The sequence below is a fragment of the Saccharothrix stipae genome (assembly GCF_054781895.1).
This window is the reverse complement of record NZ_BAAGTN010000009.1, coordinates 360343-386243: the sequence shown is the minus strand read 5'-3', so window position 1 is coordinate 386243 and position 25901 is coordinate 360343. Positions and strand designations below refer to the sequence as shown.

General features: G+C 72.7%; 24 protein-coding genes and 1 pseudogene. 11 read left to right on the top strand and 14 right to left on the bottom strand.

What is annotated here, in order from left to right; genetic code table 11:
- Positions 1 to 172: 172 nt before the first annotated feature.
- Positions 173 to 1138, top strand: a complete 966-nt coding sequence (gene trpS / locus ACYVLT_RS24940) for a tryptophan--tRNA ligase (protein WP_461122621.1) — start codon at positions 173 to 175, stop codon at positions 1136 to 1138.
- Positions 1139 to 1368: 230 nt separating this feature from the next.
- Here the strand turns inward: trpS and ACYVLT_RS24935 are convergent, their stop codons facing one another.
- The 3 genes from ACYVLT_RS24935 to ACYVLT_RS24925 are packed head-to-tail and all read right to left on the bottom strand — an operon-like array spanning position 1369 to position 4210.
- Positions 1369 to 2181 carry a (deoxy)nucleoside triphosphate pyrophosphohydrolase gene (locus ACYVLT_RS24935; protein WP_461122620.1) on the bottom strand — a complete coding sequence of 271 codons (813 nt, stop codon included), beginning with the start codon at positions 2179 to 2181 and terminating at the stop codon, positions 1369 to 1371.
- Positions 2182 to 2222: 41 nt separating this feature from the next.
- Positions 2223 to 3491 carry a sensor histidine kinase gene (locus ACYVLT_RS24930; protein ID WP_461122619.1) on the bottom strand — a complete coding sequence of 423 codons (1269 nt, stop codon included), beginning with the start codon at positions 3489 to 3491 and terminating at the stop codon, positions 2223 to 2225.
- Complete coding sequence (locus tag ACYVLT_RS24925; RefSeq protein ID WP_461122618.1) at positions 3488 to 4210, bottom strand: response regulator transcription factor; 723 nt, start codon at positions 4208 to 4210, stop codon at positions 3488 to 3490. Before ACYVLT_RS24925 ends, ACYVLT_RS24930 begins: the two co-directional genes overlap by 4 nt.
- A gap of 149 nt (positions 4211 to 4359) precedes the next feature.
- On the opposite strand from ACYVLT_RS24925, the gene ACYVLT_RS24920 reads away from it, so the two are divergent.
- From ACYVLT_RS24920 to ACYVLT_RS24900, 5 genes are all read left to right on the top strand, one after another.
- Entirely contained in the window at positions 4360 to 5496 is a 1137-nt protein-coding gene (locus ACYVLT_RS24920) for a LolA family protein (RefSeq protein WP_461122617.1), read from the top strand.
- Complete coding sequence (locus tag ACYVLT_RS24915) at positions 5493 to 6533, top strand: ABC transporter ATP-binding protein (RefSeq protein ID WP_461122616.1); 1041 nt, start codon at positions 5493 to 5495, stop codon at positions 6531 to 6533. Before ACYVLT_RS24920 ends, ACYVLT_RS24915 begins: the two co-directional genes overlap by 4 nt.
- Positions 6530 to 7363: an ABC transporter permease gene (locus tag ACYVLT_RS24910; RefSeq protein ID WP_461122615.1), complete on the top strand. Its 834-nt coding sequence runs from the start codon at positions 6530 to 6532 to the stop codon at positions 7361 to 7363. The genes ACYVLT_RS24915 and ACYVLT_RS24910 overlap by 4 nt, the downstream gene beginning before the upstream one ends.
- A gap of 116 nt (positions 7364 to 7479) precedes the next feature.
- On the top strand, positions 7480 to 7998 hold the full coding sequence (locus tag ACYVLT_RS24905) for a GNAT family N-acetyltransferase (protein ID WP_461122614.1): 519 nt from the start codon (positions 7480 to 7482) through the stop codon (positions 7996 to 7998).
- A gap of 270 nt (positions 7999 to 8268) precedes the next feature.
- On the top strand, positions 8269 to 9897 hold the full coding sequence (locus ACYVLT_RS24900) for a DUF6345 domain-containing protein (RefSeq protein WP_461122613.1): 1629 nt from the start codon (positions 8269 to 8271) through the stop codon (positions 9895 to 9897).
- Between the two features lie 121 nt (positions 9898 to 10018).
- Here ACYVLT_RS24900 and ACYVLT_RS24895 read toward each other — a convergent pair whose 3' ends face one another.
- From ACYVLT_RS24895 to ACYVLT_RS24885, 3 genes are read right to left on the bottom strand one after another with little or no spacing between them, the layout of a single operon-like run.
- Positions 10019 to 10990 carry an ABC transporter ATP-binding protein gene (locus ACYVLT_RS24895; RefSeq protein WP_461122612.1) on the bottom strand — a complete coding sequence of 324 codons (972 nt, stop codon included), beginning with the start codon at positions 10988 to 10990 and terminating at the stop codon, positions 10019 to 10021.
- The gene (locus tag ACYVLT_RS24890) at positions 10990 to 12591 is read right to left on the bottom strand and encodes an ABC transporter permease (protein ID WP_461122611.1); all 1602 of its coding nucleotides are present in this window, start codon (positions 12589 to 12591) and stop codon (positions 10990 to 10992) included. The genes ACYVLT_RS24895 and ACYVLT_RS24890 overlap by 1 nt, the downstream gene beginning before the upstream one ends.
- Complete coding sequence (locus ACYVLT_RS24885) at positions 12567 to 13601, bottom strand: thiamine ABC transporter substrate-binding protein (RefSeq protein ID WP_461122790.1); 1035 nt, start codon at positions 13599 to 13601, stop codon at positions 12567 to 12569. Before ACYVLT_RS24885 ends, ACYVLT_RS24890 begins: the two co-directional genes overlap by 25 nt.
- 137 nt (positions 13602 to 13738) lie before the next feature.
- Between ACYVLT_RS24885 and ACYVLT_RS24880 the strand changes: the two genes are divergently transcribed.
- The gene (locus ACYVLT_RS24880) at positions 13739 to 14032 is read left to right on the top strand and encodes a 4a-hydroxytetrahydrobiopterin dehydratase (protein ID WP_461122610.1); all 294 of its coding nucleotides are present in this window, start codon (positions 13739 to 13741) and stop codon (positions 14030 to 14032) included.
- Here the strand turns inward: ACYVLT_RS24880 and ACYVLT_RS24875 are convergent.
- The 6 genes and pseudogenes from ACYVLT_RS24875 to ychF all read right to left on the bottom strand — a co-directional run bounded on the left by ACYVLT_RS24875 (position 13988) and on the right by ychF (position 17947).
- The gene (locus ACYVLT_RS24875; RefSeq protein ID WP_461122609.1) at positions 13988 to 15172 is read right to left on the bottom strand and encodes a mannosyltransferase; all 1185 of its coding nucleotides are present in this window, start codon (positions 15170 to 15172) and stop codon (positions 13988 to 13990) included. The genes ACYVLT_RS24880 and ACYVLT_RS24875 overlap by 45 nt on opposite strands.
- A 418-nt stretch (positions 15173 to 15590) precedes the next feature.
- Positions 15591 to 15965, bottom strand: coding sequence for a type II toxin-antitoxin system death-on-curing family toxin (locus ACYVLT_RS24870; RefSeq protein WP_461122608.1), 375 nt, complete (start codon positions 15963 to 15965; stop codon positions 15591 to 15593).
- A complete protein-coding gene (locus ACYVLT_RS24865; protein ID WP_461122607.1) occupies positions 15962 to 16165 on the bottom strand; it encodes a CopG family transcriptional regulator in 204 nt (67 codons plus the stop codon). The genes ACYVLT_RS24870 and ACYVLT_RS24865 overlap by 4 nt, the downstream gene beginning before the upstream one ends.
- Positions 16166 to 16272: 107 nt before the next feature.
- Positions 16273 to 16526 (bottom strand): annotated as a pseudogene (locus tag ACYVLT_RS24860) (Txe/YoeB family addiction module toxin).
- Positions 16523 to 16801, bottom strand: coding sequence for a type II toxin-antitoxin system Phd/YefM family antitoxin (locus ACYVLT_RS24855; protein ID WP_461122606.1), 279 nt, complete (start codon positions 16799 to 16801; stop codon positions 16523 to 16525). The pseudogene ACYVLT_RS24860 and the gene ACYVLT_RS24855 overlap by 4 nt, the downstream one beginning before the upstream one ends.
- A gap of 66 nt (positions 16802 to 16867) precedes the next feature.
- Positions 16868 to 17947, bottom strand: a complete 1080-nt coding sequence (ychF, locus tag ACYVLT_RS24850) for a redox-regulated ATPase YchF (RefSeq protein WP_461122605.1) — start codon at positions 17945 to 17947, stop codon at positions 16868 to 16870.
- An 80-nt stretch (positions 17948 to 18027) separates the two neighbouring features.
- On the opposite strand from ychF, the gene ACYVLT_RS24845 reads away from it, so the two are divergent.
- Both ACYVLT_RS24845 and ACYVLT_RS24840 read left to right on the top strand, forming a co-directional pair.
- Positions 18028 to 19296: a bifunctional transcriptional activator/DNA repair enzyme AdaA gene (locus ACYVLT_RS24845; protein ID WP_461122604.1), complete on the top strand. Its 1269-nt coding sequence runs from the start codon at positions 18028 to 18030 to the stop codon at positions 19294 to 19296.
- Entirely contained in the window at positions 19293 to 19790 is a 498-nt protein-coding gene (locus ACYVLT_RS24840) for a methylated-DNA--[protein]-cysteine S-methyltransferase (RefSeq protein WP_461122603.1), read from the top strand. The genes ACYVLT_RS24845 and ACYVLT_RS24840 overlap by 4 nt, the downstream gene beginning before the upstream one ends.
- Before the next feature lie 114 nt (positions 19791 to 19904).
- On the opposite strand, the gene ACYVLT_RS24835 is transcribed toward ACYVLT_RS24840, so the two are convergent.
- Both ACYVLT_RS24835 and ACYVLT_RS24830 read right to left on the bottom strand, forming a co-directional pair.
- Complete coding sequence (locus ACYVLT_RS24835; RefSeq protein WP_461122602.1) at positions 19905 to 20705, bottom strand: DUF6542 domain-containing protein; 801 nt, start codon at positions 20703 to 20705, stop codon at positions 19905 to 19907.
- Positions 20706 to 20742: 37 nt separating this feature from the next.
- A complete protein-coding gene (locus ACYVLT_RS24830) occupies positions 20743 to 21693 on the bottom strand; it encodes a DNA recombination protein RmuC (protein ID WP_461122601.1) in 951 nt (316 codons plus the stop codon).
- A gap of 97 nt (positions 21694 to 21790) precedes the next feature.
- Between ACYVLT_RS24830 and ACYVLT_RS24825 the strand changes: the two genes are divergently transcribed.
- A complete protein-coding gene (locus ACYVLT_RS24825) occupies positions 21791 to 22933 on the top strand; it encodes an exonuclease SbcCD subunit D (protein WP_461122600.1) in 1143 nt (380 codons plus the stop codon).
- 69 nt (positions 22934 to 23002) lie between these two features.
- Complete coding sequence (locus ACYVLT_RS24820) at positions 23003 to 25882, top strand: AAA family ATPase (protein WP_461122599.1); 2880 nt, start codon at positions 23003 to 23005, stop codon at positions 25880 to 25882.
- The last annotated feature ends 19 nt before the right edge of the window (positions 25883 to 25901 follow it).

The window sequence follows — 25901 nt, the reverse complement described above, 5'->3', positions numbered from 1 at the left end:
CCACACCGGCGTAACACGCTAGAATCGCGGCTATGCGCACTCTTTACCCGTTCTGGTGGTCCGCCTTCCGGCGGCCCTGAGAACTGCGCGTCAGACGAACGCAGGCCGCCCGCTGGGGCGGCCTTCGGCATGTTCGGGGTCACTTCGAGCGGGCACACCCGAAGGGATCACCATGATCAGGCTGTCCGCGATCACCCCGTCCGGCCCCGTCCAGCTGGGCAACTACCTCGGCGCCATCAGGCGGTGGGCCGCCGAGGGCACCGAGGAGGACGTCTACTTCATCAGCGACCTGCACGCGATGACGACGTCGCACAACCCGTCACGGCTGCGATCGTTGACCCGGGAGCAGTTGGCGGTGCTCATCGCCGCCGGCGTCGACCCGAGGTCGGTGGCCGTGCAGTCGGACCTGGTCCGCGAGCTCGGCGCGTTGACGTGGGTGCTGGAGTGCACCTGCACCTACGGCGAGGCCGCCCGGATGATCCAGTTCAAGGAGAAGTCGGCGGGCCGGTCATCGGTGAGGTTGAGCCTGCTCACCTACCCGGTGCTGATGGCGGCCGACATCCTGTTGCAGGGCGCGCACGAGGTGCCGGTCGGTGACGACCAGCGGCAGCACGTCGAGCTGGCGCGGGTGCTGGCGCGGCGGTTCAACGGCACGTACGGCGAGGTGTTCGTGATGCCCCGGTCCGTGGTGCCGCCGACCGCGGCGAGGGTCCGCGACCTGGCCGATCCGTCGCGGAAGATGGCCAAGACCGCGAAGGACGCGGCGGGCACGGTGTTCGTGCTGGACCCGCCGGACCTGGTGCGCCGCAAGATCCGGCGTGCGGTGACCGACGACCTCGGCGAGGTGCGCTACGCGCCGGAGGCGCAGCCGGGCGTGGCGAACCTGCTGGAGATCCTGGCCGCGTGCACGGGCAAGGACCCGCAGGAGTTGGCGGGTTCGCTGACCGACTACGCGGAGTTGAAGGAGGTCACGGCGGAGGCGGTGATCGAGGAGCTGCGGTCCGTGCGGGAGGTGACGCAGGGATTGTTGAACGACCCGGCCGAGCTCGACCGGGCGCGCGCGCACGGCGCGGAACGCTCCCGTGAGCGCTGCGGCCACCGCCTCGACGCCGCCCTCCGCATGTCCGGCCTGGGCTGACCACCCACCCACCCGAGAGTCCTACCTCCACCCCGCGAGAGTCCTACCTCCACGTCGCGAGAGTCCTACGTTCACGCACCCCGAATTCAACGCTCACGCCCCCGCCGCGCGTCTGAGCGTTGAACTCGGGTGTTCCGAACGTAGGACACGCGCGTTCTGAACGTAGGACACGCGCGGGCTGGAGGTAGGACTCTCGGGTGCTGGAGGTAGGACTCTCGCGGGAGGTGGGGTTAGAGGAGGGGGTGGAGGGAGGGGAGGAGGACGCGGTCGGCGGGGAGCCAGTCGACGGTGTCCAGGTCGGCGGAGGTCAGCCAGCGGATCGCCTGGTGGTCGGTCGGGGTCGGGGTGCCCGAGGCGAGGGTGGCGGTGTAGGCGCGGAGGATCAGGTCGGGGCGCAGGGGGACGTCCGGGCCGACCTGCGCGCCCGGGGTGACGGTGACGCCCAGCTCCTCGGCGCACTCGCGGATCACGGCGGCGTGGTCCGTTTCGTCCGGTTCCACGCGGCCGCCCGGGAGCTCCCACTTGCCGGCCGCTTCGGGTGGGTAGCTGCGTTGCTGGGCGAGCAGCCGGCCGTTGTGGACGATGGCGGCACCCACCACCACACGCGCGTTCAACAGGGTCATGCTGCGCGCGGACACGGCGGCGGCACGCGCTTCCAAGACCTTCAGGGCCAGGCCACGCCCCACCAGGACGTCCGCCAGCCGCCCGAACGGCCCGCCGGGGCTGGACCACTCCACCGAGTCGACCACCATCGTGCCGCCACCGGTGTGCAGCAGGTCCGTGACCAGCGTGAACCGCGGCAACGGCCCGCCGACCAGCTCGGCGGACACGCCCGTGGTGTCGGCCCGCGTCACGACCAGCGTCCCGTTGACCGGACCCACGGACCCGGCCAGCGTCGCCCCGACGAACAGCACCGGCCCGCCACCCGAGATCCGCACGCCCAGGCCGCGCACGGCGCGTGCCAGCAGCCGGGCGTCCAGCAACGCGGCGGCGACCGTCCGCAGCGGCGCGTCGACCAGGGTGGTGGTTCTCAACTCGGGCACGGTCGCCCATCCTGTCAGAGCGCGGCCCGCCGGCGGCGTCCTCACCGGTACAGCGGCCAGCGCACCTCCAGCCGGGCACCGCCCTCGGGCGACTCGCCCGCCCGGATCGTCCCCCGCCGACGTCGCACCAGGTGCGCCACCAGCGCCAACCCGAGGCCGAACCCGCCGGTGGCCCGCCCGCGGTCGGACTCGACCCGGTAGAACCGGTCGAACACCTTCTCCCGGTGCTCCTCGGGGATGCCGTGCCCGTCGTCGTCCACCAGCAACCGCACCTCGCGCACGGCCGGCAGCACCGAGATCCGGATGAACGTGCGCGCGTGCCGTGCCGCGTTGCGCAGCAGGTTGTCCAGCACGAGCTCCACCTCGGTGCCCGCGGCGGAGATCAGGCACGCGCTCATCGGCGCCGCGAGCCGCACCAGCAGCTCGGTCTCACCCAGCCGGTCCACCGCCGCCTGCGCCTGCAGCACCAGGTCGACGGGCTCGGCGCGGGGCAGCTCGCCGGTGTCCGCACGGGCCAGCAGCAGCAACGCGTCGACCAGCGCGGACAGCCGTTCGGACTCCTCCACCACCGATTCCAGCACCTCGATGGAGAAGTCCGGGTCGGGGTGCGCCACCGCGACCTCGGCCTGCGCCCGCACGGACGTCACGGGCGAGCGCAGCTCGTGCGCGGCGTCACCGGTGAACCGGCGCAGCCGTTCGGTGGCCTCGTCGCGCCGCGCGAGCAGGGCGTTCAACGCCTCCGCAAGCGCTTGCAGCTCGTCCCGCGCGGCCGGCACGGGCAGGCGTTGACCGCGCGGCAGCTCCGCGGCGGCCACCCGCATCCGTTCTACCGGCCGCAACGACGACCGCACGGCCAGCCACGTCGCGATCCCCACCAGCCCCGCGACCAGCACCGCGGCCACCGCGAGCCAGCGCGTGCCCAGCGTGTTGGCCTCGCGGTAGCCGACCAGCGTGTCGCCCGCGACGTGCAGCCGGGGTGTGCCGTCGGGCGCGAACTCCACCCGTCCGATCCACCGGTGCGCGCTGGGACCGTCGATGCGCAGCACCGGTTCGCCGGCCTTGAGCCTGCGGATCTCGGCCGGGGTGAGGTCCGGCCGCGGGCCGCCGTCCAACGGGTTGCCCGCGGTGTCGAGGACGCGCACGTTCTCCGCCTTGGCCAGCTCCCGGTCCACGGCGCTGACCTGCACCAACCCGATGAGCTGCGGGGCCAGCAGGGTGAACGCGAGCAGGCACAGCAGGGCCACGCCGGTCGCCACGACGGTGATCCGGAACCGCAGCGTCCGCCGCAGCCACCACCGGCGCGGGCTCACCTGCGCCTGGTCCCCGCCGAACCGAGCGCCGCGTCGAGGTCGGGCGTGGACGCCAGGTAGCCGTGGCCGCGCACGGTCCGCACGACCTCGCCCGCGCCCATCGCGTCGAGCTTGCGCCGCAGGTAGCCGACGTACACCTCGACCGCGTTGCGGGTCGCCGCCTGCTCGTCGCCCCACACCGTGCGCAGCAGCTCGTCCTTGGTCACGACCGACCCGGCCCGGCTGGCCAGCACGTCGAGCACCGCGTACTCGCGCGGCGAGAGCGACACCGGCTCACCCGCCCAGCTCACCTCGCGCATCGCGCGGTCCACCACCAGCTCGCCGAGCTTGAGCCTGCGCCGCGCCAGGTCGACCGAGTTGCGCCGCAGCAACGCCCGCACCTGCGCCACCAGCACCACGAACGAGAACGGTTTCACCAGGTAGCCGTCGGCGCCGAGGTCGAGGCCGTCGGCCTGGTCCACCTCGCCGTCCTTGGCCGACACCATCAGCACGGGTGTCCGCACGCCCTCGGCGCGCATCCGCTGCAACACCCGGTAGCCGGACAGGCCGGGCAGCATGATGTCCAGCAGCACCACGTCGAACGCGCCGGTCAACGCCACCCGCAGGGCGTTGGGGCCGTCCGCGGCGGTGACCACCTCCATGCCCTCCGCGGACAGGCCGCGTTCCAACGCCCGCCGCACGCCGATCTCGTCGTCCACCACCAGCACCCGAGGTCTCACGCCCACAGCATGCCCCGTGAGGAGGACAATCGGCGCGGGAGTCTCAGTCCGCTCTCAGCCTCGCGGCGGCTCTCAGCACGATCTCAGGGCGGCCGGAGGAGTGTCTGGGTTGTCGGGTCGCAAGGGGCTGCCCGGTAGGAGGAGGGGACATGAACCGGAGAAGGGTGACGGTCGTGGCGGCGGCGGTCGGCGTGGTCGCCGGTGCGACCGGACTGGGGCTGCTCGCGATGCCCGCCGGCGCGGGACCCGCACCGGTGCTGCCGGACGTGACCGCCGAGGCGCTGGTCGAGTCCGTGCTCAACGCCCAGCCGACCGCGTTCGGCGGTTCGGTGGAGGTGAACAACGACCTGGGCATCCCGGCGATCGCCGGTGTGCCGCAGCTGTCGGACGGCGCGAGCTCGCTGCGTATCTGGACCGACGGCCAGGGCAAGCTGCGGGCGCAGCTGCCCGGCGGCGACTCCGAGCGCACGTTCGTGGACGACGGCGAGACCGCGTGGATGTGGGACTCGGCCGAGCAGACCGTCACCAAGATGCCGCACGGCGCCTTCGAGGAGGGCAAGCCGGACCTCAGCGGTGAGGCGCAGGCCGCGCCGACGGACCCGGTGACGCTGTCGCGGCAAGTGGTGGCGGCGATCCAGGAGTTCAGCGACGTCACCGTCGACGGCACCGCGCGGGTGGCCAACCGGCCGGTGTACGAGCTGGTGCTGACGCCGAAGCCGACCGAGAAGACGGTGCTGCGCGAGGTGCGCGTGGCGGTGGACTCGGAGCTGCGGGTGCCGCTGCGGGTGGCCGTGCTGACCAACGGCACGGACGCGCCCGCCGTGCAGGTCGGGTTCGCCGACCTGAACGTCGGGCCGCAGGACGCGTCGCTGTTCGCGTTCACCCCGCCTCCCGGGGCGAAGGTGACCGAGCCGGAGGTCGGTGCGCCGTCGGCGGAGCACCAGGCCGCCGCCGAGCAGGCGTTCACCGAGGCGAACCCGCAGGTGGTCGGCGAGGGCTGGGACGTCGTGCTGGCCGCGCGGATGCCCCAGAACGCCCTGGCCGGTCTCGCCGAGGCGCAGGAGAAGGGTGAGCGCGAGGGCCGTTGGCAGGAGCACGGCGAGGGTCAGGAGATCGACGTGCAGGGCCTGCTCAAGCAGCTGGGCAAGCAGGTCAGCGGCGACTGGGGTTCGGGCACGCTCATCACCACGCGGGTCGGTGGCGTGCTGATCGCCGACGACGGCCGGGTGGCCGCGGGCGCGGTGCCCGAGCAGGTGTTGGTGGACGCGATCGGTCAGGTCAAGTGACCACCTCGACCAGCGCGCGGGTGGAGCCGGTGAGCACCGGCTCCACCCCGGTCCTCGCGGCCCGGACGCGGGGACTGCGCAAGGTGTACGGGCGCACCGTCGCGGTGGACCGGGTGGACCTCGACGTGCCGCGGGGGGCGGTGCTCGGGATGCTCGGCCCGAACGGGTCGGGCAAGACCACCACGATCCGCATGCTGCTCGGGCTCGTGCGGCCGACCGAGGGGGAGGTCGAGCTGCTGGGCCAGGCGTTGCCCGACGGCGTCGCGCGGGCGTTGCCGCACGTGGGCGCGCTGGTCGAGGGTCCGGGGTTCCACCCGTTCCTGTCCGGTCGGGAGAACCTGCGGCGGGCGGCGGCGTTCGAGCCGCTGCTGGCCACCGGTGACATCAGGCAGGCGGTGGAGGACGCGTTGGAGCGGGTCGGCCTGGCCGCCGCCGCGCACCGGCGCTACCGGGGGTACTCGCTGGGCATGAAGCAGCGGCTGGGCCTGGCCTCGGCGCTGCTGGTGCGGCGGAAGCTGATCGTGCTGGACGAGCCGACCAACGGGCTCGACCCGGCCGGCACGCGCGAGGTGCGCAAGGTGATCGCGGACCTGCACGAGGCGGGCAGCACGGTCGTCGTGTCGTCGCACCTGCTCAGCGAGATCGAGGCGACGTGCACGCACGTGGCCGTGCTGCACCGCGGGACCGTGGTCGCGCAGGGTGAGCTGGCCGAGCTGCTGCACGCGGACAGCAGTTCGCTGCTGGTCGTCACGCCGGACGTGGAGGACGCGCTGAACGCGTTGCGCGCCGGGCGGATCTCGGCGCGGCCGTTGACCGCCGGCACCTCCGGTGACGACGCCACGACGGGCGTGCGGATCGAGCTGATCGGCACGACCGCGCCCGTGGTGGTGGAGACGCTGGTGCGCGCGGGGGTCGCGGTGCACGAGGCACGTCGGCACCGCACCGGTCTGGAGGAGCTGTTCGCCCGGCTCACCGAGGCGGAGGAGTCCGAGCACAACCTGTCCGCGGTGGACACGATCGAGGAGGGGGTCCGATGAGCGCGCTGGTCGCCACGCGTGCTCCGCTGGGCAGGCAACTGCGCTCGGAGCTGCGCTGGATCGTGCGCCGGCCGCGGACGGTGATCGGGCTCGCGTCGCTGTGCCTGGTGCCGATCCTGGCCGGGATCGGGCTGTGGTTCGCCGCCGACGGCGACGGCCCCGCCGGGCCCGGGCTGGCCGCGATCATCGCGGGCAACGGCCTGGTGCTGCCGGTGTTCACGCTGTTCCTGGCGCTGCCCCTGCTGCTGCCGCTGGTGGGTGCGATCTGGGCGGCCGACGGGCTGGCCGGCGAGGCTCAGCACGGCACGTTGCGCGGGTTGATGATCTCGCCGGTGGGCCGGCTCCGGCTGCTGGGCATCAAGGCGTTCGGCGTGGCCACGATGACGTTGCTCGCGGTCACGTTGATCGCGTTCGTCGGCGCGATCACCGGTGCGGTGCTGTTCGGCGGCGAGGGGATGCTCACGCTGTCGGGTTCCACGCTGTCGTTCGGCGCGGCGCTCGGGCGGATCGTGCTGACGATCCTGCTGGTCACCGTGCAGGTGTGGGGTGTGGCGGCGATCGCGATGGCGATCTCGGCGTGCACCGAGCACCCGCTGGTGGTGATGGCCGCGACGATGGCCGGTGTGATCGTGTTCGCGGTGCTGGGCGTGTTCAGCGCGTTGGACTGGCTGCACCCGTACCTCATCACGTCGGCGTGGAACGGGCTGATCGACGTGATGCGCGACCCGTTGCCGACCGAGGAGCTGTGGCGCGGCACGGCGCTGGCCGGGTGCTACATCGTGATCGGGCTGTCGTTGGCGGCGATGCGGTTGGCGACCAAGGACAACTAGCCCGCGCCGGGTGAGGGTGGGGTGTGCGGCGGTGGGTCGCTGGTCGCGACGTGCCGCCGCGCGGTCCGGTTCGCCCCGGTGCGGTTGCGGAACACCTCGTGGCCGATAATCGGCGCGTGTCGCTGCCACTGCCGCTGGAGACCGGACGCCTGGCGTTGCGCGGGTTCGGTGAGTCCGATGTGGACTCGTTGGTGTGGTTGCTCGGCGAGCCGCGGGTGATGCGGTACATCGAGGACGGCAAGCCGGTGTCGCGGGCCGACGTGGAGCGGGTCGTGCTGCCGAAGCTGCTGGGCGGCGGTTGGTGGGCGGCGCACGAGAAGGCTTCGGGGGCGTTCATCGGCTGGTTCGAGCTGAGCCCGGTGAGCGACGGTGTGGCGGAGTTGGGTTATCGGCTGCACCCGGACTTCTGGGGGCGCGGTTACGCCACTGAGGGCGCGTCGGCGTTGGTGGAGCACGCCGCCGCGGCCGGGTTGCGCCGGGTCGTGGCGTACGCGATGGCGGTGAACACCGGGTCGCGGCGGGTGCTGGAGAAGGTCGGGCTGAAGCACGTGCGGACGTTCCACGAGCAGTGGCCGGAGTACATCGAGGGCGCCGAACACGGCGACGTGGAATACGCCCTCGACCTCCGCCCGTGACGCGCGGCGCGGCCCCTGCGGACCCCCGAACCGCGCCGACCGCCGATGTGCGGGCACCGTCGGTCCGGCCGTTCGGTCCACTGTGGAGCGATGCAGGTCAGGGCGCTGCCCGGGCAGACTTCTCCGCCTAAGAATCCCTTGTGCGGCAACGACGTTACAAGATTGGCTCCGATCGAGTGGATGTCCGGCGGGTCCGGTATCAAGGCCCGTCCGCCGGAGTCCTCCCCACGTGCCGCGGGCCCTGCCCCGCGGCGCAGAAGGAGGAAGCGCATGTCCACCACCAGACGACGGGGAGCAACGGTGCTCGCCCTGTCCGGTTTGCTGGGCGCCGCGGCGCTCACCGGTGCCACCACAGGCACCGCGGCCGCCGCGGACGAGCTACCCGTGTACGCCGTCCGCTCCGAGGGGTTGACCCAGGAGCAGGCGGCGACCCTGCAACGGGCGTTCGGCCTCAAGACCGTCGAACGCACCGCCGAGGGTGTCGTCACGTTCACCGACGAGGACCGCCACCTGCGCGTGCCCGGCATCGACCGCGGCGCGGGCGCGCCCGACGAGGGCGGGCAGGCCACCAGCCAGACCCAGCTCGACCTCACCGCCATCCGCGGGCTGAGGGCCGTTCCCCTCGACGACGCCGCCAAGCGCGTCACCGAGACCCTGCGCGGCGTCGGGCTGCTGCCCGCCGAGGCCACGGCCGGCGCGTCGCACACGACGCTCGACATCGCCGACGCCAACGGCAACCCGGTGATCAGCGCACCGCTGGACACCACCGTGTCGTTCGCGTTCCAACTCGGCGGCATCGCCCTGGAGGGCCCCGGCTCGAAGATCCGGGTGTCCCTGGACGGCACGGGCGCGGTCACGCAGCTCACCTACGCCGCCCGCACCATCGCCGCCGCCGGCCTGAAGCCGGTCCTGCCCCTCGATGACGGCTACCAGAAGTGCGCCGAGGTCATGGGTCCGGCACCGCTCGGCTCGGTGACCTACGCCTACCCGTCCGGTCTGCTCGGGGCGGGCATCACGCACCTGGAGCCGTTCTTCCGCTGCCAGGGCGTGGACCCGGGCGAGTCGTCGCCGGTGTTCTACCTGCCCGCCGTGCAGGGCAGCTCCACCCCGGCGCCGGACCCCTCGGTGCCGCCGCGAGCACGCGCCGCCACGACCACCGACGTGGGCGCCGACGTGGGCGCGCAGTGGACCACGCGGGTCGACGTCGGCAGCTCCGGTACCGGGACGTGCCAGTCCCTGTCCGGCGTGCCGACCGACATCACCGGCTTCAACACCCGGTTCACCAACGCGGGGATCCCGGTGCAGTTCAGCTGGACCGGCCCGAACTCGTGGGAGCAGGACTTCAAGGACCCGGTGTTCGTGGGCGGCCAGGACCACGTGTACGCCGACGACGTCGACATGACCTACTACCACGGTCGGGGCGGCGCGTTCGGGCTGTCGTTCGCGGGGTGCAGCGCCGTCACGGACAACACGCTGCGCAACACCGAGGCCCGCTGGGGCAACCGGGACGCCGAGTGGATGAGCCTGTACACGCCGAACCTGCTGCAGAACACGGCGAGCGGGCAGCCGTGGTGGCAGCGGTGGGGCCCGGCGTTCCGGGGGCTGCACCAGATCAACAGCTTCGAGACCGCGGTGGTGCAGAGCGGCGGGTTCGGCTCCCGGTACGGCAACTACCTGCTGCGCAGGCCGTTCCCGAGCTTCCTGCGGCCGATGAAGGTGCGGGTGGCGTGGGCCCAGGCGTCGATCGACACCCAGCCGTCGTGGGTGCGGTGGGCGACCATGGGGCCGATCGGCAGCTCGTGGATCGCGAACTTCGACGACTACTTCTGGGGTAGGGGCCCGGTCGGACCGGACACCCTGCCCACCGTCGGCTACTGGAAGATCTCCGGCTCCAGCTGAGTCCCGCCGACAACGCTCCGCAGGGGTCCCCGCCAAGGGGACCCCTGCTTTGACCCTACCGGCCGGGTACGACGGATTTCGGCACAGCGCGGCGAGCTGTGGACAACCCTCGGCGCACCGCTCAACCGATGATCGCCACCCCGTCGTGGTCCACGGACAGCGTGACCCGGTCGCCGGGCGACGGGGGCTCGGCCACCGGCGCCACCGCCTCGAAGTCCTCCCCCTCCAGGCGCACCAGCAGCCGGACGTGGTCACGGCGGTGGACGCGTTCCAGCACTTCCGCCCCGATCGGGCCGTCCGGGTCCACCCGCAACGCCGTCGCGCGCAGACCGACCCGCGCGTCCACGCCCACCAGATCCCGGGCCACGTCGGCGGACAAGACCTTGCCGCAACCGAGGAACCTCGCGGTCTCCACGTCGACCGGCCGCCGCCACACCTCGGTCGGCACGCCGACCTGCACGATCCGACCCGCGCGCATCACCGCCACCCGGTCGGCCAACGTGAACGCCTCGTCGTGGTCGTGCGTCACCACCAACGCCGTGGCGCCCGTCTCCCGCAGCAGCCGCGCCAGGTCCACCGCCAACTGCTCCCGCAACGCCCGGTCCAGCGCGGACAGCGGTTCGTCGAGCAGCAGCAGCTTCGGCCGGGGCGCCAGCGCACGGGCCAGCGCCACCCGCTGCTGCTCACCCCCGGACAACGAGGTGACCCGCCGCGACCCGAACCCGGCCAGGCCGACGAGCTCCAGCAGCGACGCCACCCGCTTCTCCCGCGCCTCCCGCTCCACCCGCCGCATCCGCAGGCCGAACGCGACGTTGCCCGCCACGTCCCGGTGCGGGAACAGCTGGCCGTCCTGGAACACCAACCCGAAACCACGCCGGTGCACGGGCGTCCCGGCCAGGTCGACGCCGTCCCACGACACGGTCCCGGCACCGGGCTGCTCCAACCCGGCCACCGCGCGCAGCAACGTCGACTTGCCGCACCCGGACGGCCCGAGCAGCGCCACCACCTCGCCGTCGGCGATCGACAGGTCCACACCGGACACCGCGGCCACGCCGCCGTAGCTCACGCCCACCCCGTCGACCCGCAACGACATCAGAACTCCCCGCCGCTCGGCACCCGCAACCGCTCGATCACCAGCACCGCCACCGTGGTCACCACCATCAGCAACGCGCACGCCGCGTAAGCCATCTGGCTGTTCAGCTCACCCGGCCGCGACATCAGCCGCGCGATCACCACCGGCAGCGTCGGCGCGTCCGGCCGGGCCAGGAAGCTGGTCGCGCCGAACTCACCCAACGCCACCACGAACCCGAACCCGGCCGCCGCCAGCAGCGACCGCGACGCCAACGGCAGGTCCACCTCGCGCCACACCCGCCACGGGCTCGCGCCCAACGTCGCCGCCGCCTGCCGCAGCCGCTCGTCCACGGCCCGCAGCACGGGCAGCACGATCCGCACGATCAGCGGCGTCACCACCAGCGCCTGCGCCAGCGGCACCAGCAGCGGTGACGTGCGGAAGTCACCCGGCAGGGCGTCCATCGTGATCAGGTAGCCGAAGCCGAGCGTCACCGCGGACACGCCCAGCGGCAGCATCAACGCGGTGTCCAGCGTTTCCGCGAACCACGACCCGTGCCGCCGCAGGCCCACCAGCACCACCGCCGACACGACGCCGACCAGCAGCGCCACCAGCGTGGCGTCGGTGGCCGTGCGCACCGAGTTCACCGCCGCGTCCAGCCCGGAGACCGCCAGCGTGCCGCGCTCCCCCGTGCCCGCGAGCGCCGCGTACCCGGCGAAGCTCCAGCCGTCGTCGGTGGCCAGCGACCTGAGCAGCAGGCCGACCACCGGCGCGAGCAGCGCGGCCACCACCAGCCACGCCGCCACGACCACGCCCCACTCGCCGCCGGTGGGCCGACGGGGTGGCTCGACCCGCAGCGACAGGGCCTTCTCCCGCCTGCGACGCGCCAGGCCGCCGACCACCAGCACCGCCACCACCGCGACGAACTGCAGCAACGACAGCGCGGCGGCACCCGACAGGTCGAACAGCTCCACCGTGCGCAGGTAGATCTCGGTCTCCAGCGTGCGGTGCCGCGCGCCGCCGAGCACCAGCACGACACCGAAGCTGGTGGCGCAGAACAGGAACACCACCGAGGCCGCCGACCCGATCGCCGGCGCCAACGACGGCAGCACGACGGAGGTGAACGCGCGGACGCGTGACGCGCCCAGCGCCCGGGCCGCGTCCTCCGCGCGCCGGTCGACCCGCGCCCACAGGCCGCCGACCGTGCGGGCGACCACGGCGACGTTGAAGAACGCGTTGGCCAGCACGATCGGCAGCACACCGCCGTCGGGCCACAACGCCCGGAACGCCAGGCCCACGACCACGGTCGGCAGCACGAACGGCACCATCACCGCCGCCCGCACCACCCCCGTGCCCCGAACCCGGCAGCGGGCCAGCAGGAACGCCACCGGCATGCCCGTGACCAGCGCCAACGCCGTCGCCGCGGCGGCCTGGCCGAGGGTGAACCCGACCAGATCCCACGTGTCGGCGCGGGCCAGCACCGGCAGCACGCCGCCCTCGCCCAGGCCGAGCCCGACGATCGCCAGCACCGGCCAGGCGAAGAACACCCCCAGGAACGCCAGGGGCAGCAGGGCGGCGAGCGACCAGGTCAGCCTCGGGCTCAGCCCTGGACCAACGTGCGCCACTGCTGCACCCACCGCTCGCGGTTCGCGTCGACCTCGGCGGCGGGCAGCGACCGCGCGGTGGCGGGCAGCGGCGCGGCCTTCGTCCACGCCTCGGGCAGCGCGACGCCCTCCCGTGACGGGTAGACGTACATCTGGCCCGGCACGTCGGCCTGCACCTGCTCGCCCAGCAGGAAGTCCACGACCTTCTTGGCGTCCTCGGGGTTCTTCGCGCCGTTGAGCACGCCCGCGTACTCGACCTGGCGGTAGCAGGTGTCCAGCAGCGCCTTGGTGCGCGGCGTGCCGTCGTCACCGATCTCCGCGGACGGCGACGACGCGTAGGACACCACGATCGGCCGCGGCCCCTTGCCGCTGGAGCCGGAGAAGTCCTGGGTGTAGGCCTCCTCCCAGCCGCTGACGACCTTCACCCCGTTGGCCTTGAGCTGACCCCAGTAGCCGGTCCAGCTCTGCTCGCCGAACCGCGCGATGGTGCCGAGCAGGAACGCCAGGCCCGGCGACGACGTGGCCGGGTCCTCGACGACCAGCATGTCCTTGTACTTCGGGTCGACCAGGTCGGCGTACTGCGTCGGCTCGCCGACGTCCTTGAACGCGGCGACGTCGATGTTCAGGCACACGTCGCCGACGTCGACCGCGTGCAGCCGGTTCGGCGGGTCGAGCTGGTAGCGCTGCGCGCCCTGCTGCGCCTCGGGGCTCGCGTACTCGGCGAACACACCCTCCTTGAGGGCGCGGGAGGCGAACGTGGAGTCCACGCCGAAGGCGACGTCACCGATCGGTGCGTCCTTGGTCAGCACCAGCTTGTTGGTGACCTCACCGGCGTCACCGCTGGCCAGGGGCTTGATCGTGATGCCGGTGTCGGTCTTGAACCGCTCCAGCAGCTCCGGGCTGAGCGCGAACGAGTCGTGCGTCACCAGCGTGACGACCCGCTCGCCCGGCGGAGGTGTGCTGGACGTGGTCACCGAACAGGCCGTGAGCAGCGCGAACGCGGTCACGGCGGGCAGCACTCGTCGGAACATCATCTCTCCCTACACCGGCATGACCCGGATCAGGTGTGGACGGTCGAAGGCTCGCGCGCCTTCCTCTCAGCCCGGCGCAGCACCGGACTCCCGTGGCGAACGCGCAGCTTACCCCGCGCGGTGGGACGATCAGGGCCATGGCCGAGCTGCTGACCGACGACCAGGTGACCGCCGCGCTGACCTCGCTGCCCTCGTGGCAGACCCAGGACGCCGCACTGGTGCGCACGGTGGAGCTGGAGAGCTTCGCCCAGGCGCTCCAGGTGGTGAACCGGGTGGCCGAGATCGCGGAGAACGACAACCACCACCCCGACATCGACATCCGCTGGCGCACGCTGACGTTCCGGTGCCGCACGCACTCCAGCGGCGGGATCACCGCCCTGGACGTGTCACTCGCGGAGGAGATCGACGGGGTGCTCGACGTCTTCCTGTGACCTCCGGGTCCGCTCCCGCAGCACGACGGTGACCGTGACGAGCGTGAGCAGGCCCACCGCCGGGTACACCCAGCCCAGCGCCGAGTAGTACCAGGGGCGGGGGATGATCCAGATCGACGGCTGCGCCTTGAGCAGGAACGAGATCAGGTAGCTGCCGACGGCCAGGAGCCACGCGACCGCGGTGATCTTCGCCAGCCGGTGTCCGGCCGCGTGGACCAGCCACATCAGGGCGGGCACCGCCCACACCCAGTGGTGGCTCCACGAGATCGGCGACACGAGCAGGCCGAGGAACTGCACCGACACGATCATCGCCAACGTGTCCTTCGCCCGCACCGACGCGTGCAGGGCGAACCCGGCGAGCACGGCCGCCACGACCACCGCGCCCAGGAAGATCGGGCCGGTCTCGACGTCGTACCCGACCGTGCGGGACAGCGCCCCGCGCAGCGACTGGTTGATCGCCGAGCCGACCGGGCCGACCCGGGAGGCGTCCCCCAGCAGGTGGAACCAGTACTCGTTCGACTGGCTCGGCGAGATCAGGTAGCCGAGCCCGACCGTGCCGAAGAACGCCGCGATCGACCACGCGGCCGCCCGGTAGCGACGGGTGACCAGGAAGTAGAGGCCGGAGATGGCGGGCGTGAGCTTCAACCCGGCCGCGATCCCGACGCCCGCACCCTGCGCCCAGCCGCGCGCGCTGACCATCGTGCCGAGCAGGAGGGCCGCCAGGACCAGGTTGATCTGGCCGTAGTTCAGCGTGGTGCGCACCGGTTCGATCCACACGAACAGGCCGGTCCACAGCATCGCGCGGCGCGGGTCGTTGGCGCCGACGAGCTGGAGCGACTTGCGGGTGGTGAACCACAGGCAGGCGAGGCTGACCAGCTGCCAGGACCACCGGGCCGCGTCCCAGGAGATCCACGACAGCGGCACGAAGACCAGCGCGGAGAACGGCGGGTAGGTGAACGGCAGGGCGAACTGGTCGGAGAACTCCTTGAGCCGCCACTCGTAGAGCAGACCGGTGAACAGCTCCGGCGAGGCGTTCCGGTAGACCATCAGGTCCACCATGGTCATCTTCGTCTGGAACGCCACCATGGCCAGGTGCCCGAGCAGGGACACGCCCAGGATCCACGGTGCGAAGGCGAGCACTCGCCCTTCAAGTGCGCGCGAACTCACTGCCCTACCTCCACGATCGTGTGAATTACACGACTGTCGGGCCACGAAACCGGGTACCCCGACGTCAAGACGAGTGGGAGATCAACGCAAGGGGTAAATCGCATGACCACCGACATCGTCGTATTCACCGTCTCCGCCCTGGCCATGCTCGCCACCGCGGGGGGCGTCTTCGCCCTGGCCCGCCACAGCCGCAACCAGGTGCGCTGACGTCAGAGCACAGTACCTCGGGGCGGTGCGTCCAACGCACCGCCCCGAGTCGTCTCCACGGCCGTGATCAGGTACCACCGGTCCGGGGTCGCGTCGAGGGCAGGCCATCGTGCGACTACCGGGGCGGCGGCTCCCGGCCTGGCGTTCAGCCACCATGGGAGCCCTGCTCGCCACTGACCGTCCGTCACACCGGGCGGGTCCAGCTCCCGAGCCGCTCCGCCGCCTCCGCGTAGCCGATCGCACCGGTGGCCAGCGCGATGACGAGGTCGTAGGCGTCGTCCTCGGGCGCGTCCAGGGCGAGGCCGTTGAGGCCGTAGAAGACGAACGCCGCCATCCACCCCAGCCGCTTGTTGCCGTCGACCAACGGGTGGTTGCGCAGGATCGACTCCATCAACACGCCGGCCTTCTCGTCCAGGCTGCCGTACGCGTCCTGCCCCATCAGCGAAGACTGCGGCCGGTGCGCGGCCGAGTCCAGCAGACCCAGGTCACGCACCTTGGGCACGCCGAGGTCGTCGGCCAGCGCCAGCAGGTCTTCCAGCGTCAGGTACTCGGGGTTCACCGCGCGAGCCGGTCGAGCAGCGCCGCGTAACGTTCCCGCCCGTCACGCGAGAGCGCGCGGACCCGGTCCTCCTTGACCCGCCGCGCGGCGGCGTCGGTGATCGCGCGCACGGCGGCCTCGTGTTTGCTCACCCCGTCGGCCTCCGCGAGCAGGGCGAGCGCGCGCTCCTGCCCCTCGGTGAGCCTCAACGTCATCGCCATGCCACGATGCTACCAATGTGGTAGCAAGATCAGGTGACTGACGAACCTCATCCGGTGTGCCGCCGAAAGCGCGCATAGAGGACGACGGAACCTGCCGGTGACCCGGCTCAGTAGTGGTACCGGGCGGCGAGCACGATGATCTCACCGTCGGTGACCAGGTAGACGAGGCGGTGCTCGTCGTCGATCCGCCGCGACCAAGCCCCGGGGAGGTGGTGCTTGAGCGGCTCGGGCTTGCCGATCCCGGTGAAGGGTCGCGGAGCACGTCCTAGATGAGCTTGTTGATCCGGGCGAGCACCTTGCGGTCCTTCTTGAACCAGGACGTGTAGTCCTCCCAGCCGTGCTCTTCGAAGACGAGCCTCACTCGCCGTCCTTGCCCACGGGTTCATCGGGATCGATCAGCGCGTGCTCGGAGAGCTTGATCCGGCTCAACGCATTCTCGTACGCCTTGAGCAGCCGACGGGCGTTCGCGGGCGAGCGCAGGAGGTAGGAGCCTTCACGCAGGGCGGCGTAGTCCTCGGCGGAGACGAGCACGGCGTTCCCGTGCTTGGAGACGATCTCGATCGCGTCGTGGTCGTCGTCAACCTTCTTGATCAGCGGGAAAAGGTCCTTGCGGGCCTCACTCGCGGTGATGGACACGGCGGAAACTCCCTCTGCTCTGGTACCAGATGTCGTACCACTCCGAAGCGTCGGGAGCTCGCCCGATCAGACGTTGAAGCGGAACTCCACCACGTCGCCGTCGGCCATCACGTAGTCCTTGCCCTCCATGCGGACCTTGCCGGCGGCCTTCGCGGCGGCCATGGAGCCCGCCTCCACGAGGTCGGTGAAGGAGACGACCTCGGCCTTGATGAAGCCGCGCTCGAAGTCCGTGTGGATGACGCCCGCCGCCTGCGGCGCGGTCGCGCCCTTCGGGATCGTCCACGCCCGCGACTCCTTCGGACCCGCCGTCAGGTAGGTCTGCAGGCCGAGGGTGTGGAAACCGGCGCGCGCCAACGCGTGCAGGCCCGGCTCGTGCTGGCCGATCGACTCCAGCAGCTCGCGGGCGGACTCCTCGTCCAGCTCCAGCAGCTCCGCCTCGACCTTGGCGTCGAGGAACACCGCGTCCGCGGGCGCCACCATCTCGCGCAGCTCCTTGAGCCTCGCCTCGTCGGTGAGCACGGCCTCGTCGGCGTTGAACACGTACAGGAACGGCTTCGCGGTGAGCAGGCTCAGCTCGCGCAGCAGCTCACCGTCCACTTCGGACTGTGCGGCGAACAGCGTGCGGCCGCCGTCGAGGATGTCGCGCGCCTGCTGCGCCGCCTCCAGCGCGGGACGGCGGTCCTTCTGCGTGCGGGCTTCCTTCTCCAGCCTCGGGATGGCCTTCTCCAACGTCTGGAGGTCGGCCAGGATCAGCTCGGTGTTGATCGTCTCGATGTCGGCGCCGGGGTCGACGCGGCCGTCGACGTGCACCACGTCGGAGTCGTCGAACACCCGGATGACCTGGCAGATCGCGTTGGCCTCGCGGATGTTGGCGAGGAACTTGTTGCCGAGGCCCGCCCCCTCCGACGCGCCCTTCACGATGCCCGCGATGTCGACGAACGACACCACCGCGGGCACCTCGCGCTCGGAGGCGAAGATCGCGGCGAGCTTGCCGAGGCGCTCGTCCGGCAGCGGCACCACCCCGACGTTCGGCTCGATGGTCGCGAACGGGTAGTTCGCCGCCAGCACGTCGTTGCGCGTGAGGGCGTTGAACAGGGTGGACTTGCCGACGTTGGGCAGGCCGACGATGCCGAGGGTCAAACTCACGGTGGGTGAGTCTACGCGCCCCCGACGCCGTGTCCGATTCCCGCGAGACCCAACGTCCCGCCGCTGGCAGAGTGGGCCGCATGCTCCTCGACGACGAACGCGCCTACCGGGCCGTCGCCGCCCGCGACGCCCGCTTCGACGGGTGCTTCATCCTCGCGGTGCGCACGACCCGCATCTACTGCCGACCGTCCTGCCCCGCCGTGACGCCGAAGCGCCGCAACGCCGAGTTCTACCCGACCGCCGCGGCCGCCCAGTCGGCCGGTTACCGGGCGTGCCGGCGGTGCCTGCCCGACGCCGTGCCCGGCTCGCCGGAGTGGAACCTGCGGGCCGACCTCGCGGCACGCTCCATGCGCCTCATCTCCGACGGCGTGGTGGAGCGTGAGGGCGTGCCGGGGCTCGCGTCGCGCCTGGGCTACTCGGAGCGCCACCTGACGCGCGTGCTGACCGCCGAACTGGGCGCCGGACCGCTGGCTCTGGCCCGCGCGCACCGGGCGCACTCGGCGAGGCTGCTGATCGAGACGACCGACCTGTCGTTCGGCGACATCGCGTTCGCGGCCGGTTTCGCCAGCGTGCGGCAGTTCAACGAGACCATCCGGACGGTGTTCGCGACCACGCCGTCGGCGATGCGCTCGACCCGTGCCGTCTCGTCCACCGCCGGCCGCATCACATTGCGCCTGCCGTACCGGCCGCCGTTCGACGCGGCGGGTCTGCTGGCGTACTTCCGGGCGCACGCGATCCCGGGCGTGGAGGACGTGACGGACGGCTGTTACGCGCGTTCGCTGCGGTTGCCGCACGGCCAGGCGACCGTGCGGCTGGAGCCGGCGGCGGGGTACGTGTCGTGCTCGTTGCGCTTGACCGACCTGCGTGACCTGGGCAGCGCGGTGAGCCGGGTGCGGCGGCTGCTCGACCTGGACGCCGACCCGGTGGCCGTGGACGACTTCCTGGCCGCCGACCCGGCGTTGCGCCCGTCGGTCCTGGCCCGGCCGGGCGTGCGGCTGCCGGGCAGCGTCGACGGCGCGGAAACCCTGCTCAGGGCACTGGGGCACGACCAGCCGGGCGAGCCGCTGGACCACCCCGACGGGCCGGTGACGCACCTGTACCCGGCGCCGTCGGCGGTCGACTCGCCGGTGGCGCGGGCGTTGGCCGACGGCACGTTGAAGGTGGACGTCGGTCGTGACCCGGACGAGCTGCACGCCGAGCTGTCGGCGTTCCCCGGAGTCGGCCCGCAGGTCGCCTCGTACGTCGTGATGCGGGTTCTCGGCGCCCCGGACATCCCTTTGACCAGCGACAACATCGCGTGGCGCCCTTGGCGCTCGTACGCCGCGATGCACCTCAGGAGGACTGCGTGAGCACCGGCCACGTGTCGACCATCGACACCCCGATCAGCCCTTTCACCGCCATCGTCGCCATGGACGGCGCCGTCCTGGCCAGCGGGTGGACCGCCAACGCGGACGACCTGCTGCCCCAGGTGTCGCCGTCGTTGCGCCCGTCGACGCTGGCGCACCGCCGTGACCTGGGCGAGGTGACCAGGGCCGTCCGCGCGTACCACGCGGGTGACCTGGACGCGATCGCCGACGTCCGGGTCCGGCAGCGCGGGGGCGAGTTCATGGGGCGGGCGTGGGACGTCCTGCGCACCGTCCCGGCGGGCAAGCCCATCAGCTACGCCGACTACGCCCTGCTGGCCAGCCGCCCGACCGCGGTCCGCGCCGCTGCCAGCGCGTGCGCCCGCAACGCCACCACCTTGTTCGTCCCGTGCCACCGCGTGATCCGCACGGGCGGCGCCACCGGCAACTTCCGCTGGGGCGCGGACGTGAAGCGCTGGCTGCTGGCCCACGAGTCGTGACGGGCCGCGGGGCCGCCGGGAGTTGTCCACAGGCGGCGAAAACGGAGAACGGCAAACGGAGAACGGCCCAGAGGCGGTCGGGGCTCGGCGCGACCGGGACCCCGCGCGACCGGGTCAGTCCTCGTCGCGTGGTGGGCGGGGGCGGCGTGGGGGGCGGCCGCCTTCGCGTGGTGGGGCTGGGCGGCGGGGGCGGTCGGAGGTGCCCGAGGCCGGGGGGCGGGGGCGCTTGGGGCGATCCTCGTCGGTGGCCGGGGTGGTGGGGCGGCGGCGGTCCTGGGGGGTGTCGGCCCGGTCGGTCCGGTCGGCGCGGGGGCGCTTCTTCGGGCGGTCGTCCGGCTGGGGCTGCTCGGCGCGGTCGGCGCGCTCGGGGCGGTCAGGACGGTCGGCGCGGCGGGGTTTGTCCGGTTTGCGCTTGGCCTCGCGGATCTCGTCCTTGGTCAGCCGGTTCGGGTCCTTCTGCGTCATCACCCGGACGATGCCGATGATCACGGTGCACGCCGTGGTGATCGCCATCGCCGGGAAACCGTCGATCAACGGCTTGCCCAGCGTGAGCCCGAGCGACGACAGCTTGCCGCTGGGCACCCCCTGCGTGAACACCACCAGCAACGGCACCACGATCGCCAGGACCAGCGGCGGCTGGACGATCGGGCCGAACATCGAGCGCCGCTCGACGAACACCACCGCCCCGACGCAGCCCACGAAGAACGTGATGGCGAACACCCAGCCCACCGTCTTCGTGGGCGAACCCACGTCGACGAACGCGCCGACGATCGCCAACACGAACGCGATGAGCACGGCCGACCACCAGGGCAGACCCCGGAAGCTGCCGAACATGGCGCGGTCGTTCCAGCGGACGGCGGAAAACTCCTCGTCCTCCGGCTCGCTGCGCGAGTCGTCACGCATAGCAGCGGTCACGCACACTCCTCGTTCGGCTCAGTCCCGACACACTCTATTACGCCTCCCGGGCGTCCAAGGGTGCACCGAGGGGTGCACCGAGGCCGGCATCGTCCGTCCGCCGCACCAACGGCAGCGGTGTGACGTCGGACGACGCGTTGCTCAACGGCTCCACCGCCGCCCGGAAACCCTCCAGCGCGTCCAGCTCGCGCCGCCGCGCGGACAGGAACCGCTGCAGGTGCGTGCTCGACAGGTTCACCGCGTCGACGGCCGTGTCGGCGGCCCGGTGCGCACGTGACGCGGCCGCCCTCACCTGCTCCACGTCGTCGGCCAACGCCCGGTCGGTCACCGCGAACATCGCCGCCGACGCGACCACCGCGAACCCCGTCGGCCCGCACAGGAACACCCGCCGGTCGAGCAGCCACCGCAGCAGCTCGGGGTCGGTGTCCAGGGCCGCGACCACCGCGCCGTCGTTCGGCACGAACATGATCGTCCCGTAGATCGCGTCGGCCCACCGCTGGTAGCCCTTGCCCGCCAGCTCCGCGGCCCGCGCACGGATGTTGCGGACGTGCACGCGCAACGCGTCGACCCGCTCGGACGCGTTGTCCGTCTCCACCGCCTCCGCCCACGTCGCCATGCTCATCTTGGCGTCCACCGGCACCCGCCGGCCGCCGCCGACGTTGAGCACCAGGTCCGGCCGCACCGAACCACCGCCCGCCACGTCCACCTGCAGGTCGAAGTGGATGCCCTCGCGCAGGCCCAACACCCGCGCGGTCTCCACCAGCACCTTCTCGCCGAGCTCACCGCGACCGCTGACCGAGGAGAACGCCACCTCGTAGCGCTGCAAGGCGGCCCACTGGGCGTCGCCGCGTTCCCGTTCGGCCTGCACCGCGGCCAGCGCGGCGTCCGTGCGCCGCACGCTGTCCTGGTAGAGCCGCCACAGGAACAGCAGCGCACCCGCGAGCAGGAGCGCCACGACCACCGCCGCCGTGCTGAGGACCGCTGTCATGCCACGATCATCGCGCACCGGTGTCCGATCACACGTTCGAGCGACACGCCGAGCGGGGTTCCGGGTCGGAGGGCCGGGCGGCCCTAGCGTGGCCGGCGTGAAGATCCTGCACACGTCCGATTGGCACGTGGGGCGCACCTTCCACGGCCGTGACCTGCTGCAAGAGCAGGAATCGGTGCTCGGCGGCCTCGCCGACACCGTGTCGGACGAGCGGGTGGACGCGGTCGTGGTGGCGGGTGACCTGTTCGACCGGGCGGTGCCGAACGCCGAGGCGGTCGCGGTGTGCTCCCGGGTGCTCAGGCGGATCCGGGCGGCGGGCGCGCAGATCGTGATCACGCCCGGCAACCACGACTCGGCGGCCCGGCTGGGCTTCCTGGGCGCGTTCGCCGAGGCGGGCGGGCTGCACCTGCGCACGCGCGTGGCCGAGCTGCACGAGCCGGTGCTGTTCGCCGACGCGCACGGGCCGGTGGCGGTGTACGGGATCCCGTTCCTGGAGCCGGAGACGGCGCGGCACGCGCTGGGCGTCGAGGCCAAGGGCCACGGCGGGGTGCTGACCGAGGCGATGCGGCTGATCAAGCAGGACCTGGCCGCCCGGGAGGGCACGCGGTCGGTGGTGCTGGCGCACGCGTTCGTGACCGGCGGCGAGCCGTGCGAGTCGGAGCGCACGATCGCGGTGGGCGGCGTGCAGGACGTGTCGGGCGCGGTGTTCGCCGGGGTCGACTACGTGGCGCTGGGCCACCTGCACGGGCAGCAGACGTTGGCCGAGCACCTGCGGTACTCGGGCAGCCCGGTGGCGTACTCGTTCTCCGAGGCGCGGCACCACAAGTCGGTGTGGTTGGTGGAGTTGGGCGCGGGCGGGTTGGCCGGGGTCCAGCGCCGTTCGCTGCCGGTGCCGCGGTCGTTGTCGACGCTGCACGGCGCGCTGGACGACCTGCTGCTGGACCCGGCGCACGAGCCGGTCGAGGACCACTTCCTGTCGGTGACGCTGACCGACCGGGTGCGCCCGCTGGACGCGTTGCGGCGCTTGCAGACCCGGTTCGCGCACGCGGTGCACGTGGAGTGGCGGCCGGAGGGCGGGCGGACCGGCGAGCTGCGGTTCGCCGAACGGGTGCGCGGCCGCACCGACGAGGAGATCGCCTGCTGCTTCATCGAGGACGTGCGCGGCGACCAGCCGGGCACGCGGGAACTGGCCCTGCTGCGCGAGGCCTTCGCCGCCGCCGCGCGGGAGGGCGAGTCGTGAACCCGGACGAGTCGTGAACCGCGGGCCAGTCGTGAACCGCGAGAGAGTCGTGAACCGCGAGGAGGCGTCGTGAAGCTGCACCGGTTGGCGGTCAGCGGGTTCGGCCCGTACGCGGCGCACGAAGAGGTCGACTTCGACCTGCTCGGCGCGGACGGCCTGTTCCTGCTGCACGGCGACACGGGCGCGGGCAAGACGACGTTGCTCGACGCGGTGGCGTTCGCGTTGTTCGGCAAGGTGCCCGGTGCGCGCGGTGACGTGAAGCGGTTGCGGTGCGACTACGCCGACCGCGACACCCAGACCTACGTGGAGCTGGAGCTGACCGTGCGCGGCCGGCGGTTCCGGATCAAGCGCAGCCCCGAGTACGAGCGGCCGAAGAAGCGCGGTGACGGTGCGACCCGGCAGCAGGCGCAGGTGTCGTTGACCTGGGTCAGCGGGTGGACCGGCGAGGGCCACAGCCGCATCGACGACGTGGCCCGCGAGGTCGAGGGCCTGCTCGGGATGACCGCGGAGCAGTTCTTCCAGGTGGTGCTGCTGCCGCAGGGCGAGTTCGCCCGGTTCCTGCGCGCGGAGACCGCCGAGCGGGAGAAGTTGCTGGAGAAGCTGTTCGGCACGGAGCGCTTCCTGGACGTGGAGAAGTGGTTCCGCGAGCGGCGCAAGGAGCGCAAGCGCGAGGTCGACCAGCTCGGCCTGGTGCACCGCGACCTGGTGCAGCGGGTCGCCGAGGTGGCGTTGGAGGAGCCGCCGGAGGGCGGTGGGGACCAGGAGTGGCTCAGCTCCCTGCTCAAGCGGCTGGACGAGGCCGAGCGCGACGCCGACCAGCTCGCGGCCGAGGCGTCCGACCGGCGTGCCGCGGCCGAGCGGGACTGGCAGGAGGCCCGGGCGCGGCACGAACGGGTGCGCCGGGTGCGGGAGGCGCGCCGCCACCTCGACCGGTACGCCGAGGTCGAGCCGAGCCTGCGGGCGTGGGTCGCCGAACGGGACGCGGCCCGGCAGGCCGCGGTCGTGGTGCCCGCGCAGGACCGCGCGGTGAAGCTGGAACGTGAGCTCGACGCCGCGCTCGCCCAGGAACGGGCGGCGGCGGCCGCCGTGGCCGCCCTCGGCTACCAGGGCACGGACCTGCGCGGCGACGGTGAACGCCTGCGCGAGGAGGCGGGCGGGCTGACCGGCCTGGCCGCCGACGCCGAGCGGCAGCGTGCCGACCAGCGGCGGATCGCGCAGCTGGACCGCGACGTGACCGCCACGTCGCAACAGCTGGCGGCGCTGGTCACGCAGCTGGACGAGGTGCCGCCGCGGCTGGCCGCCGCGAAGGCCGCGGTCGAGGAGTCGGCGGAGGCCGCGGCACGGCTGCCTCAGGTGTCGGGTCTGGCGGCCGCCGCCGCCGAGCTGCCGGTGGTCGAGCGGGCGTTCCGGGAGGCCGACGAAGCGCGGCGGGTCGCGGTGGACGCGCAGCAGAAGGCCCGCGAGCGGCTGCTCCGGATCCGCCGGGAACGGCTGGACGGCATGGCCGTCGAGCTGGCCGGGCAGCTGGCCGCGGGCCACGCGTGCCCGGTGTGCGGATCGGCCGAGCACCCGGCGCCCGCGCAGCCGATGCTGGGTTCGGTGACGGCCGCCGACGAGGAACGCGCCGCCGAGGCCGACCAGCACGCGCTCGACGTGCGGCAGCGGGCCGAGCAGGAGGCCCAGAAGCTGGACGCGAAGCTGGCGTTGCTGCGTGAGCAGTTGGGCGACCGGCCGCCCGCCGAGCTGGCGCGCGAGCACCGGTCCGTGGCGGCCCGGGCCGAGCAGCTGGAACGCGCGCAGGCGGCGTTGGCCGAGCTGGAGGCGAAGGTGCAGCGCGCGCTCGAAGAGCGTGGCGCGCTGGAACGCCACCTCGCCGAGGCCGGGGCGCAGCGCAAGGAGTTGGCCGACGCGGTCGAGGAGCGCGGCGCGCGGCTGGAGGAGGCGCGCGGCGACTTCCCGGACGTGGTGACGCGCCGGGCGCACCTGGGCGACCTGGCCGACGCGCTGACCGGGCTGGCGGCACGCCGCGCCGCCGTGACCGAGCACGAGGAGCGCCTGGCCGACCAGCGGCTGGAGGTGTCGCGGTTGGCGTCGCTGGCCGGGTTCGCCGACGTGGCGGACGCCCTGGCCGCCGCACGCCCGGCGACCGCGGTCGCCGAGCTGGAGACCCGGATCCGCGACGTCGAGAAGACCAGGACCGCGGCCGAGAGCACGCTGGCCGAGCTGCCCGACACCGACCCGGACGCCGAGGTCGACGTGGCGGGCGCCGAGGAGCGGTTCCGGGTGGCGAGCGACCGGTCGACCGACGCCACGACGACGGTGACGAACGCCCGCACGAGGGCCGCGCGCGCCGCCGACCTAGCCGAGCAGCTGCGCGCCGCGTGGCTGCGGCTGGAGCCGGTGGAGGCCGAGTACGCCGAGCTCGACGCGTTGACCGACGTGATCAACGGCATGGGCCAGAACGCCAAGAACATGACCCTGCGCACCTACGTGCTGGCCGCCCGGCTGGAGGAGGTCGCGGTGGCCGCGAGCACCCGGCTGGAACGCATGAGCCAGGGCCGCTACCGGTTCGTGCACTCGATCGAGGCGGGGCCGCGGGGCACCAGGGGCGGGTTGGGCCTCGACGTCATGGACGACTACTCGGGGCAGCAGCGGCCGGCGAAGACGCTGTCGGGCGGCGAGTCGTTCCTGGCGTCGCTGGCGCTGGCGCTCGGGCTGGCCGACGTGGTCGCCGCGGGCGCCGTGCTGGACACGCTGTTCATCGACGAGGGCTTCGGCACGCTCGACGCCGAGACCCTCGAACTGGTGATGACCACGTTGGACGAACTGCGCGCCGGCGGCCGGGTGGTCGGCCTCGTCTCGCACGTGGAGGAGCTGCGGCAGCGCATCCCCACCAGGTTGCGCGTCCGCAAGGCCCGCGAGGGGTCCTCGTTGGAGCTGACGGCCTAGCGTTCGCTCCCGGCGCCAC